General features: G+C 46.5%; 9 protein-coding genes. 4 read left to right on the top strand and 5 right to left on the bottom strand.

The window, feature by feature from the left end; all coding sequences use genetic code 11:
* Nucleotides 1–59 precede the first annotated feature (59 nt).
* The gene (locus tag QUA45_RS10075; protein ID WP_333096677.1) at nucleotides 60–257 is read right to left on the bottom strand and encodes a hypothetical protein; all 198 of its coding nucleotides are present in this window, start codon (nucleotides 255–257) and stop codon (nucleotides 60–62) included.
* A gap of 372 nt (nucleotides 258–629) precedes the next feature.
* Here QUA45_RS10075 and QUA45_RS10080 point away from each other — a divergent pair, with 372 nt between their 5' ends.
* Together QUA45_RS10080 and QUA45_RS10085 are read left to right on the top strand one after the other, a co-directional pair.
* On the top strand, nucleotides 630–2,828 hold the full coding sequence (locus tag QUA45_RS10080) for a tetratricopeptide repeat protein (protein WP_333220555.1): 2,199 nt from the start codon (nucleotides 630–632) through the stop codon (nucleotides 2,826–2,828).
* Between the two features lie 185 nt (nucleotides 2,829–3,013).
* Entirely contained in the window at nucleotides 3,014–5,206 is a 2,193-nt protein-coding gene (locus QUA45_RS10085; protein WP_445305300.1) for a tetratricopeptide repeat protein, read from the top strand.
* Nucleotides 5,207–5,286: 80 nt separating this feature from the next.
* On the opposite strand, the gene QUA45_RS10090 is transcribed toward QUA45_RS10085, so the two are convergent.
* The 4 genes from QUA45_RS10090 to QUA45_RS10105 form a co-directional block, all read right to left on the bottom strand.
* Nucleotides 5,287–6,714 (bottom strand): protein adenylyltransferase SelO family protein, encoded by a 1,428-nt coding sequence (locus QUA45_RS10090; RefSeq protein WP_333220557.1) that lies wholly within the window; start codon nucleotides 6,712–6,714, stop codon nucleotides 5,287–5,289.
* Between the two features lie 329 nt (nucleotides 6,715–7,043).
* On the bottom strand, nucleotides 7,044–9,500 hold the full coding sequence (locus QUA45_RS10095) for a GH116 family glycosyl hydrolase (protein ID WP_333220559.1): 2,457 nt from the start codon (nucleotides 9,498–9,500) through the stop codon (nucleotides 7,044–7,046).
* Between the two features lie 190 nt (nucleotides 9,501–9,690).
* On the bottom strand, nucleotides 9,691–10,296 hold the full coding sequence (locus tag QUA45_RS10100) for a Uma2 family endonuclease (RefSeq protein ID WP_333220561.1): 606 nt from the start codon (nucleotides 10,294–10,296) through the stop codon (nucleotides 9,691–9,693).
* A gap of 41 nt (nucleotides 10,297–10,337) precedes the next feature.
* Nucleotides 10,338–10,883 carry a gamma carbonic anhydrase family protein gene (locus tag QUA45_RS10105; RefSeq protein WP_333096664.1) on the bottom strand — a complete coding sequence of 182 codons (546 nt, stop codon included), beginning with the start codon at nucleotides 10,881–10,883 and terminating at the stop codon, nucleotides 10,338–10,340.
* 106 nt (nucleotides 10,884–10,989) lie between these two features.
* Between QUA45_RS10105 and QUA45_RS10110 the strand changes: the two genes are divergently transcribed.
* Entirely contained in the window at nucleotides 10,990–11,499 is a 510-nt protein-coding gene (locus QUA45_RS10110) for a TIGR02652 family protein (protein WP_332957361.1), read from the top strand.
* A gap of 180 nt (nucleotides 11,500–11,679) precedes the next feature.
* On the top strand, nucleotides 11,680–12,114 hold the full coding sequence (locus tag QUA45_RS10115) for a VOC family protein (RefSeq protein ID WP_333096660.1): 435 nt from the start codon (nucleotides 11,680–11,682) through the stop codon (nucleotides 12,112–12,114).
* Nucleotides 12,115–12,250: the final 136 nt, after the last annotated feature.

The raw sequence follows: 12,250 nt of genomic DNA on the forward strand, positions 1-12,250 counted from the left end.
TATTGTTCACACATTTAAAAGTTCTCTCAATCTCCTGTTGTTGAGTATCAGGCAATTGCTTATCGGTATTCGAGGATATAAATTTCTGGTTCGTCATTCAAAAAAATTAAATTCCCGCCCTTTTGGCCAAGCTGCACGAGTTTCTGAGTCAAAAGCCAAGGTAGATTTTTTAATCTTTTTCCTGCGATCGCTAATTGCTCGCAGGCTTCGAGACACAGGATAACTTGAATTAGGGATTCAACCAGTTGTACGTTCATTTGAGCCACCTCTGCCCCGGTTGTTAAATTATACAGTTTTCATTGAGAGGATAAACAATTTCAGCATTTTTTTTCTAAGATATTAGAAGAGCGTGGCTACACCGCTGGACTTGGCTCGCCATTCCCATCACCCGTTTGCTCAGTCAATCGATTTGAGATTTGAGATTTGAGATTTTAGATTGACTCCACAGATCAATCGGGGATATTCAACTCTGGTCTAAAATTTGGGGAGGCTAACGACTCCTGTGGGAAAGCAACTATCCGTTTTTGGGTGGGAGTCACGGCTCGATCGTACTTAAATTACTCAGCCAAATATTTTGGCTATTCTGATTTCATGCGATAATGGAACATTGACAGGGTAGAGGGCAAAGCATGATTGGTCAACTTCTAGACAGACGTTACCGCATCATTAAAGTCACAGACTCAAGTGAGGTGGGAAAAACTTATCTAGCAGCAGATACTCACCGTCCCGGGTATCCGCAATGCACGGTTAGAGAAATGCGGCTACCCGGCACAAGTTCGCAAACTCCAGAATTAGTCAAAGTTATATTTCAAAGAAACGCCGAAATAATTGAAAAATTGGGAAAACACGACAAAATTCCCGAATTATTGGCATATTTTGAGGAAAATCAAAGTTTATACTTAATTGAAGAATTTATTGCCGGCTCACCTTTAAGTCAAGAACTAATACCCGGTCAACCTTGGGATGAAGACCAAGTAATTGGTCTGCTATCAGAAATATTAGAAATTTTGGTGTTCATACACGAGAAAGGTTTCATTCACCGCAGAATTCAACCAGACAGAGCGATCCGGCGCGAGTCAGACGGCAAATTTGTATTGGTAGACTTTAGCTTAGACAAAGAAATTAACCCGGAACTTGCTAACTGTCATTTGTTGTCGCAAACTTCACCGAATTCTGTTAAACGGCATGAGGCAAAAAAGCAGGATTTGGGGGCCCAGGAGTTATACGTGCCGATCGAGCAATTGAACGGCAACCCCCGGTACAATAGCGACCTTTACGCTCTAGGTACGATCGCTCAGCTTGCCGTGACGGGACTCTCACCCAACGAATTGAGTGCCTTAAAAAGCAACAAAAACCAAATTCCCTGGAGAAACCGGGCAACTTGTTCACCTGCCCTAGCAGATATTATCGATCGAATGGTGCGCCCCGACTGCGAGGAACGCTATCAGGAGGCCGCCGAAGTTTTAGCAGACCTCCAACAAATCGCCGTAAAATTGGAGGTTGATCCGCCGCCAGCCACTATCATCACGCACGCTATGAGTCAACCGCGAAGACAAAGCCAAACCAAACTGCTGCTTTTGGTTGCCACAGCGGCAGCTTTAATCCTCACGGCACTGATAATTTACTTGTGGCAGAGTCAAAGTCCCGCGAGGGCAAAAGAATTGTTAGCCCGCGGCGTTACCAAGGCGCAGCAAGGTGACACAACAGGCGCGATCGCCGATTATACTCAAGCGATCGCCCTGAATGCCAGCGACGCGGAAACTTACTACAAGCGGGCAAACGCTCGCTACGACATGGGCGCAACCGAGCAAGCAATACAGGATTACACGCAAGCAATTAAAGTCAATCCTAACCACACCAAAGCTCTCTACAATCGAGGTATGGCCCGCCTCGACATCGGGGACAAGCGGGGGGCAGTGGAAGATTTCACCCAAGTAGTGCGACTCAATCCCAGCGACGGTGAGGCATACTCTCAGCGGGGTTTAGCCTACTACGATTTGGGCGACTACCGCACGGCAATTGAAGACTACACTCAAGCAATTCGGCTCAGTCCCAACGATGCTACAGCTTACAGCAATCGGGGTTTAGCTCGATCGGCTGCAGGCGACAAAACAGGAGCAATGGCAGATTTTACTCAAGCCCTTCAAATTAGTCCCAAACAAGCTGGCGTATACTACAGTCGCGGTCGAGCACGGTTTAATCTGGCAGATTATCAAGGAGCGATGGAAGATTATACTAAGGCGATCGAATTGCAACCAGATCTCGCTGATGCTTATACCAATCGGTGCAGCGCTTACTTGAATTTGGCCACCTACGACAAAGCGATTGCAGATTGCACCGAAGGAATTCGCCTCGATCCAAAAGATGAAGCAGCTTACAACAACCGCTGCGTTGCTTATCTGAATTTAAAACAATTTCAAAAAGCCAGCGAAGATTGCAGTTTGACGATCGGACTCAACGGCAACAATCCCAAAGCCTACAGCAATCGAGGATTAGCTCGATCGGCTTCGGGAGACAAGCAGGGAGCTTTAGAAGATTTTACTCAAGCAATTCGGCTCAATCCCAGCGATGCAGTAGCTTACAGCAATCGCGGTACTATTTACTCAGAACTAAAAAATTACCCCTTAGCCGTTGAGGATTTCGCTCACTCGCTGCGGCTCAACCCCAACAATGCTAGCGCTTTTTACAGCCGAGGCCTCGTCCGCCGCCAACTCAAAGACCGTACCGGGGCGATCGAGGATTTTCAGAAAGCTGCAACCCTCTTTCTAGAACAAGGAAGAGCCGATGGTTTCCAAAACGCACAAGCACAAATCAACGACCCTAAATAAGCTATTAGTAGTCAGTCCGTCAGATGTTAAAAAAAGAAGAAAAAAGGAAGAAGGAAGAAGGAAGAAGGAAGAAGGAAGAAGGCCAAATCACCAACTCCCCGTTACCAACTCCCCGTTACCAACTTCCTGTTACCAATTCCCCATTACCACCTCCCCGTTACCAATTCCCAATTCCCGATATGAACATGGTTGGTCAACTTTTAGACAGGCGTTATCGCGTAGTGCAAATTCTGAGTTCAGGAGCTTTTGGACAAACTTATTTAGCTGTCGATACTCGCCGGCCGGGCCACCCTCAATGTGTAGTCAAACAACTGCGCCCTCCCAGCAACACTTCCACAGTTCTCAAAACCGCTTACCGCTTATTTAAACAAGAAGCAGAAATATTAGAAAAGCTGGGAAAACACGATCAAATTCCATTTTTACTAGCTTATTTTGAAGAAGCCAATCAGTTCTACCTCGTCGAAGAGTTTGTACCCGGACACGCCCTAAATAGGGAAATTGTGGCCGGTCAACCTTGGCGAGAAGAACGAGTGCTGGATCTGTTGCAAGAAGTGTTACAAGTTCTCGCCTTCGTACACTCTCAGGGAGTGATTCACCGCGATGTTAATCCCTCCAACTTAATCCGCCGCAAACCAGACGGCAAATTAGTTTTAATTGACTTCGGCTCCGTTAAAGAAGTTGCAAGTCACGTCAGTGACTACGATACAGAATTTCCGCGCACCATTGCTACGGGAACTCCGGCTTATATGCCGATCGAACAATTTCAAGGCAACCCGCAATTTAGCAGTGACCTCTATGCAGTCGGGATGATGGCAGTCCAAGCTATCACTGGTTTACCCGGTACGGATTTGCCAAAATTGCAAGATCCGAGTCCTTCTCATACGGGGGAAATTGTTTGGCGAAACCGATCTCAATGTTCAGTGGGATTAGCCAATATAATTGACAAAATGGTCTGTCACCAATTTGCCAAGCGCTATCAATCTGCCGAGGAAGTTTTGGTAGCTCTCAGCAAGTTGAGACACCGCCAAGAGCCTGTGAATACCGCTCACAAGAAAAGTATTGCTCCCAGCTTAGTGTCTTCCGACGATCGTTTTTATTCACGTTTGGGAAGTCGATTTGGGTTGCTGATTTTGGCGGGCATAGGGGCGGTAATAGTTCTGATATTTCTATTTAGTTATTGGAGCCGACCGAATCCGATTAAAGCTAAGGAATATTACGAACAGGGAGTAGAAAAGTCTCGCAATAAAGATGCGGAGGCAGCTTTGCAGGCTTTTAATAAGTCAATTCAATTGAATCCTAAAAATGCTGAAAGTTTTTACCAGCGCGGTAATGCTAATTATGATTTAAAAAAATATCAAGAAGCAATTGCGGATTATTCTCAAGCTATCGCTCTCAATCCTAAATATGTTCCTGCTTATTTTAACCGCGGGCTAGCCCGTCACGATTTTAACGACAAGCGCGGGGCGATTGAGGATTACACTCAAGCTTTGAATCTCCAGCCCAAGGATGCTGATACATATTATGAAAGAGGAGTTACTTATTTAGAACTGCAAGACTACAAGATGGCTATTCAGGATTTTACAGAAGTAATTCGGTTGCAGCCGAACCTTGGTAAAGCTTATCATTCGCGGGGGTTGGCTCGTGCTGGGAGCGGCGATTTGCAGGGCGGGATTGGAGATTATACTGAGGCAATTAAACTTGATGCTAAGAATGTTGATGCTTTTTACAGTCGGGGTAGAGCTCGCTTTCACCTAGGAGATTATCAGGGATCTTTGGCGGATTATTCTCAGGTAATTGCGATCGATCCGAAGAGTGCAGATGCTTACGCTAATCGTTGCAGTACGCAGTTGAATTTGGGAGCGCATCAAGCGGCAATTGACGATTGCACTCAGGCAATTTCGCTGAGCGATGAGGATGGGGTTCCTTACAACAATCGCTGTATTGCTTATTTAAATTTGAAGGATTATCCAAAAGCAATTGCCGATTGCACTCAAGCGCTGAAAGTGAATCCGAATGATTATAATGCTTATAACAATCGTGCTTTAGCTCGCAGCGCAGGGGGTGACGCCCAGGGGGCGATCGCAGATTTTACAGCAGCAATCGGGTTCAATCCCAACAATGCTGAAGCTTACGCCAATCGGGCTAAGATTTATCAGGAGTTAAAGAATTACAATAGTGCGATCGCCGATTACGTGCAAGCTATTCGGATCAGTCCGAATTATGCTGCTGCTTACTACGGTAGAGGCATAGTTCGCCGCTCCTTGGGAGACAAAGCAGGAGCGATTAGCGATTTAGAAAAAGCCGGCAAAATGTTTTTAGATCAAGGACTTACTGGCGGTTACAAAGATGCACAATTTGAGATTGAAAAGCTCAAGTAGTCATTAGTCAGTTGTCACTTGTTAGTTGCTAGTTATTAGTCAACAGTCAACAATGCCCCACGCCCCATGCCCACTTCCCTTTAAGAGTTTTGAAGTCTCTTCACCAACTCATAAAATGGTTCCCAATTATCATCAATAGCAATGGCCTCCCACACAGCCTCAATCGTCGGCCTCAACAGCGATTGTTCGGGATTGTGCTTCCGCAACCTGTCCGCCATTTGGTCCATATCATCCGCCGACAAACTTTGCAAAACGTGATAATAAAACTGCCGCCAAGGTGCTATTAAGTCGGCCGGTTCCGCCTCAGCAAAAATTAGACTACCATCATCTCGCCAAGTGCGATCGAACTGCCTTCGCAGTTCAAAAAAGAAATCGTGATACTCCACTTGAGACTCCGCCAGCATTTTAATTGTCACCTTCAACAACTCATCTCCTTCCGCCTCTGGCAAATCCTCAAATCCCAATCTATTTAGCATCAACTGCCGATAAGCTGCATTATAATACTCGCCAAACTTTTCCAAAGCAGCATCCATATCAGCTTGAGAAATCGCGGCTGCTAGCGGTTGCTGGAGCTTCTCTAAATTACCCTTACAAATAAACGGTTGATTGCCGTAACAATACAGACCGTAATGGTCAAAATAAGCTGCTGTAAATTCCGGCTTGTACGTTGGGATAAAAGCAAAAGGCCCGTAATCGAAACTTTCTCCAGTAATCGACATATTATCAGTATTCAGCACAGCGTGGCAAAATCCTGCTGCCATCCACTGAGCGACTAATTCGGCTACTCGCTTGACTAAATCTGCATAGAAGAGCGCATATTTTTCAGCAGGCGAAACACCCGCTTTACTTGCTTCTAAATGCAGTTCTGGATAGTAATATTCAATAACAAAATCTAAAAGTTTTTTAGTTAAATCCGGGCGGCGGATATAGTGCAATCTTTCAAAAGTTCCAAACCGAATGTGAGAATGACTAAAACGCACCATTACGGACGATCGCGTCGGAGATGGTTCATCACCCCGCCACAAAGCCTCGCCCGTTTCAACTAAACTAAAACAGCGAGATGTCCGAACTCCCAACCGGTGCAAAGCTTCGGCGGCTAAAACTTCGCGAACTCCCCCTTTGAGAGTGAGTCTACCATCAGCGTGCCGCGAGTAGGGCGTGCGGCCGGAACCTTTAGTGCCGAAGTCGTAAAGTCTGCCGTCAGTGCCGCGAACTTGGCCGTACAAAAAGCCTCTACCGTCGCCTAAATTCGGGTTGTATTCGTTGAATTGATAGCCGTGGTAACGGAGTGCGAGAAAGGGACGGACGCAGTGAAATTCGCCGAACGCTTCGATAAAATGTTGGTCAGTTACTTGTGCGGGGTCTAAACCCAATTTCCGTAATAATTCGTCATTGCGGAAGCGGAGAATGTGCTGCGGAAAATCGGCAGCAGGGACTTCATCAAAATAGTCGCCACCGAGAGATTCGAGGGCGGGTTCGTAGTTGAGGGAAAGTAAGGGATTTGACATTTTTATATTTTATCTTGAAATTGTCGATCGCTCCAAATTATATACGGGTAAGGTGCGGACTGCATTGGTGTCAACAATTGCCTCATACCCTTTGTCTCCCTCATTTATAGCCGAGTTCGTTCTCCATCGCATCCCACGGCTGTTTCATGCTCAAACTTTAGCTGTGCTAACATTTGAGAATGAAACATTAATGTCTTCCTCGAACGCGAAAAAATTTTACGGTCAATTTTATTGATAGGTAAATTAACCGTTTTCCTTGCTAAAAATTGGGTGGAAGGATTAAACTTTAAAAAGTTTAGTGGAATGCACCAGCTAATATACCTTTTTCCCTATTTAAAATTCGTCAACACCCCGTAAATTGCCCAAATTGCCATCGCCCGCAAATAGTGACTCGCCCGAAAAGTCCCCCCCGCCGTAATCGCTTCCGGCGTGCGAAACTGCAAGCCATTTTCATAAATCTGCTTCACCACTGCATCCGTCAATTTAAACGCTTTATCCTCCATCCCCATCTGTACCAAAAAAGCCGCCAGCCCAAAATTAATCCCCGTCCAAACTTCCAAAGGATGAGTCGCATTCGGATTTTCCGGCGAACCATTCAGCATCACGCCATTTGCCGCACCGAACTCGCCATCGTTGAACTTCAAAAAGCAAGAATCGTACACAGTTTCTAAAGCGCTGACTGCACATTCCTGCGGCACAATATCCGGCAATCCTAACAGTTTCGCGTAAAATTGACCGCACAGTTGGTCAGCCATCACCACTTCGGAATTACTCTCGCTGTCCAAACGGTAATATTGACCGTTCCACAGCTTTTCTTGATAGCTCGGTCTTGCTTGTAGCAGCCAACTGTGATATAATGCAATCTTTGCTTGAGGGTTAGGAATTATCTCCGGTGCTGCATCTTCCAAGATTTCGCCGATCGCGATCGCAGCCTCCAGCGCCGCCAACCACAAACCGCCGCAATACGCACTTATCCCCCGCATTTGCCAATCATCAAACGTCTGATCGGGTGCTCCAGAATTCTCGGGAATTCCGTCCCCATCCTCATCAAAAGTTTTCAGATAAGCCAAAGCCTCAACAATTGCCGGCCAACACTCTTTCAAAAACTCGCAATCGGTGCCGCCAGTCAACAAAAAGTCACGATAAACCTGCAACACAAAATCGCAAGGCAAATCCTTCCACAAATTGCAATCTTGATAGCTAGTATAATTCGTTTTTTCCCAAGGGTGTTCGTTAGGAGCACCCAAATCGTGGGGCGTCGCCCCGACAGCTTTTCTAATAGCAGAAGCTTGATTCCAGCCAATAATTCTCGGCGTATCGTCTCCCGCAGAAATTGCCCTAGCAAACGCTAAAACCACCGACTTTTCCAAATCAGGCCACAGCATCAACAAAGCAAAAGAACCGTAAAGCCGCACGTCCAAACTTTCGTACCAGCGGTAATCAATGCACTCCAAAACTGCAAATTGACCCTTTGGATCGCGTTCGTCAGCCGCACTCCAAAGAGTACCGCCGTCAGTCAGGGCGTATAACTCGTTAAACAGCGCCATTTTAAAACTATCTGACAAATCTTTCCGTTCTAAAATCGGTTTTTGCCAAGCTTCAATATTTTCGCGCCAAGTATCAGAATGCTTCATTGCAGTGCGAATAATCGGCCAAGCATTTTTGCCGTTACGGCCGAAGAAATCTGTATAGCGGCGGTAATACCAAACTCCCGATGCAAACTCAGTAACGGGCAAATCCCAAGCTATAATAAAGGGAATTTTGCGAGTTTTTCCCGGTCGAAGAGTAAAGCGAACTGCGATCGCACAAGCCAACTGTTCTCCTGCTGCTGCGGCTGTCTCGTCTTTGTCATCCAACAAGAAACCTTCAGCAGAAAAGTTGCGCCAAATATCGTCGCCATTCCCCGCCGGGTTCCAGCGAGTTTGATAGAATACTTCTACCGCCGGATTAGTAATAGTGGCGATCGCCCATTGTCCATCCCCTTCTTGCGGTTCGTCCTCAGCAGTCAACCGGGTCATGACGCAACCTATCCGGTGAAAATCTTCCACCAACAAATTCAAATTTCCGGCACTTTCTCCCCACCGGGGTTGATAGTCATAAAATGGACTACCATCATCTCGCACCATCACTTTAGGCGACTTATTGGCATTAGTAAACCAACCAACAATATTCTCCCAAGTCAGCATGATGCTGAGAGTGATCGGCGCATCTGTAGGATTGTGTGCCACCCATTCAAACATGGCGACTGGGTAACTGCTTTCCTGATAATTGTTCGGCAAAATTGGCGAAAATTGCTCGCAGCTTAATTGAGCCTGAAAAACATTTTCGTAAACAAACCAACTGCGCGGATACAAAGCATGATAACTCCCCGAAGAATTAGACTCTTCCCCGGTTCTTTCTTCTTCTTCCCTTCTTCCTTCTTCCTTCTTCCTTCTTCCTTCGCAAGGATACCATTTCCAACTAGATAAACTGCCATCTGTAGGCGGTTCAGTGGACAGTGCAAAAGCTTGTTTCTTGCCTTGAGTTTCTTCAAAAACGCTGAACTGACAAGCGGGCAAACTGCGAAAAATGTGCTCGCCGCCGTCAATGTGCCAGAGGTTGAAGTCGCCGCGGGGCGATCGCCCTATGCAGCCGGCACCGAATCCGCCCAAAGGCATTCCGTGCCAGGGCCCGTCGTCTAGATTGCTTGCGTAGCGGACTGTATAGGGATTTTCCCAACCGAGGCCGATGGGACGTTTCCAGGCCTGTGGGGGAATGTTTGGATTGGATGTGCGATCGTTATTCATGTGATTAATCTTAGCGCTCGATCGAGCTTTACAATTTTTTTTATTTGATTTTCAACTTTTATCGCTCGAACAAATCCCGATTTTTCCGAATATTGTTGACTGTTGATTGTTGGTCTAAAGCAATTGGTTTCAGGTTCGCAGGCTTCATCAATTCTCCCATCTAAAATCTAAAATCGCTTGGGCGATTCCCCTAACGGGGCAGAATATCATCTAACCGAAGTTGCAAGTTCTTTAGCAGAGGAGAAATAATCCGATCGCCCAGGCGAAATTGTTGCTGCACGTACTCTTCGTCAATCTGTTGGCAAACGGTGATAGTAGGTTGTTTTGGTTTACCGATAAAAGCCATGCCTCCCAATCCGCGATAATCAACGATCCAATATTCGGGAATTCCTAAAAGAGCATATTCTTCAACTTTGCGGGCGTAATCTGTTTCCCAGTTAGTGCTGACTACTTCTACCACCAATTTAATAGATCGCCCCAGCGTAATCACAGGTTCTCTTTCCCAAAGAGGTTCGCTGACAATAGCAGTTTCATCTAATACGACAATATCGGGACGGCGGGCGGTAGCTGCATCTGAGAAGGGACGGATCAAACAAGTGCGCGGAATGAACCAAGGTAGTTTTTCGGCTGCGATGGCGATGCCGATTTGAGTTACCAGTTTACCGCTGACGGTTTCGTGCGGGCCTGTGGGTTCCCTGTCAACTAATTCTCCGTCAGCGAGTTCGTAGCGGAAGTTGTCACAATATCGATCGAGGAATGTTTCAAAAGTTAAGATTTTTGGCGCGGTGTAAGCCATTGGAAACTAATAGTTTTTTGCTAAAAATCTTATTCTATCAACTAACCAAATCCCAACTCAGAACCTTTCCCGGCGTGTACCAAAGCCAACTTTTCGTAACGCTTAGCGTGTTCCACCAACTCCGCAGCTTCTTCCTCAGAGACATCCCGCAGGCGTTTGGCAGGCACTCCCGCAACTAGCGTGTGAGGGGGAACGTCTTTGGTGACAACAGCCCCTGCACCGACGATAGAGCCTGTTCCCACCCTGACTCCATCGAGGACGATCGCCCCAATCCCGATCAGGCAGCCCCGTTCAATGTAAGCTGAGTGAATCACGGCTCGGTGCCCCACTGTCACGAAATCTTCCAAAACAGTCGGCGTCCCCGGATCGCCGTGCAGAATTGCTCCATCTTGGATATTGGTACTTGAGCCGATCGCAATTCGCTCTACATCCGCCCGCACCACCGCCCCGTACCAGATACTAGCGCCCGCTGCCACCTCTACCCTGCCGATGACAACAGCGCCTTCAGCGACAAAAGCCGCTTGGGACAGATCTGGCCTGGGCCAATAGGAAGGAAGTGCAGGTAGAGGTTCGTTGAGATTGCTCATTTGTTGGTCGATCGTTATACTTCTAGCAGATTAGCTGGTTGTTGATACGGGATATAATAAGAGTATTTGGCACTTTTGCAGAGAAAATATGCTGGGACGCAAATAAATGATTGAAGTTGCCTTGCAATACCCGATGTTTGGCCCGGAAATTCAGTGTCCCCACTGTCGCCAAACAATTCCGGCTCTAACGCTAACGGATACCTATTTGTGTCCGCGTCACGGGGCATTTGAGGCAGATCCAAAAACGGGGGAACTGGTTCACCTTCAGTCTGGGCGGCACTGGCGCCGCTGGGAGGGTGAATGGTATCGCCAGCACACCCACCCGGACGGGATTCGGTTTGAAATTCACGAGGCGCTCGATCGACTTTATACTCAAGGCTACCGAGCAACTCGCGTGATCGTTGCCCAACGCTATCGAGACTTAATCAGCGCTTATTTGGAACGCAGCACGCCTTGGCGCGGTCAGTCGGAATCGCCCCGGCCGAGGCTGTACGGTTTGCCTGTGGATTTTAGCCCCGATCCTCAAGAGGACCCTTGCTGGGAAGTGATTAATTTTGATTTGGAAAAAGAGCCGGGAGTTCCGATTAGATATCCCTATTTTCGGTTGTTTGAATAAGTGAAGGAAGAAGGAAGAAGGAAGAGGGAAGAGGGCAGAAGGCTCTATTGCTTTCGCGCTAAAGATGCGACCGTTTTTAATTCCGAATTACGAATTTACCCTCTAAAATCTAAAATCCCAAGCCGGAATTCCTACTTCCCTTCTAAAATCTAAAATCTAAAATCTAAAATCTAAAATCGAATGCACCACGCCTCGATTCGCACTGCTAACATTCACCGGGCGATCGCCTTTTACGAACATTTGGGATTTACTGTGAGCGATCGCTTTACCACAGGTTACACCCTAGCCTGTTGGATGGAAGGTCTCAACGGACGCATCGAACTAATTCAAATCCCGGAACCAAAACCCGCACCGGATGCTTTTGGAGACGAGCATTATGTTGGATATTATCATTTATCTTTCGATTTAACTGACGCGACAACTGACTTACCTAGTTGGTTGCAGTCTCTGAAAGAACGGTTTGAGGAAGCTGCTAAAGACCAACCAAACCAGTTTCAAGCTTTGAAAGTTTTATTAGAACCGACTCAACAGGCGATCGGGCAAAATGTTTACGAAGTAGCTTTTATTGCCGATACTGATGGTTTGCCTTTAGAATTTATCCGGCGGCTTAATTAGTTAATTACTAACGACTATGGATAATCATTGTCTTTCTCAATCGGAAACTGAGAATAGTTATTACTCTTAATCCCTCATAACGTTTCCTACCAACTTAACAATATTTTTATAAAATCTACTAGATTTTTAACTCAAA

The sequence above is a fragment of the Microcoleus sp. Pol12A5 genome (genome assembly GCF_036701435.1).
Lineage (GTDB): Bacteria > Cyanobacteriota > Cyanobacteriia > Cyanobacteriales > Microcoleaceae > Microcoleus.

Excerpts from the sequence above, each read along its gene's own strand:
- QUA45_RS10075 (WP_333096677.1), bottom strand. The coding sequence starts at position 257 with ATGAACGTACAACTGGTTGAATCCCTAATTCAAGTTATCCTGTGTCTC.
- QUA45_RS10080 (WP_333220555.1), top strand. The coding sequence starts at position 630 with ATGATTGGTCAACTTCTAGACAGACGTTACCGCATCATTAAAGTCACA.
- QUA45_RS10085 (WP_445305300.1), top strand. The coding sequence starts at position 3,014 with ATGGTTGGTCAACTTTTAGACAGGCGTTATCGCGTAGTGCAAATTCTG.
- QUA45_RS10090 (WP_333220557.1), bottom strand. The coding sequence starts at position 6,714 with ATGTCAAATCCCTTACTTTCCCTCAACTACGAACCCGCCCTCGAATCT.
- QUA45_RS10095 (WP_333220559.1), bottom strand. The coding sequence starts at position 9,500 with ATGAATAACGATCGCACATCCAATCCAAACATTCCCCCACAGGCCTGG.
- QUA45_RS10100 (WP_333220561.1), bottom strand. The coding sequence starts at position 10,296 with ATGGCTTACACCGCGCCAAAAATCTTAACTTTTGAAACATTCCTCGAT.
- QUA45_RS10105 (WP_333096664.1), bottom strand. The coding sequence starts at position 10,883 with ATGAGCAATCTCAACGAACCTCTACCTGCACTTCCTTCCTATTGGCCC.
- QUA45_RS10110 (WP_332957361.1), top strand. The coding sequence starts at position 10,990 with ATGATTGAAGTTGCCTTGCAATACCCGATGTTTGGCCCGGAAATTCAG.
- QUA45_RS10115 (WP_333096660.1), top strand. The coding sequence starts at position 11,680 with ATGCACCACGCCTCGATTCGCACTGCTAACATTCACCGGGCGATCGCC.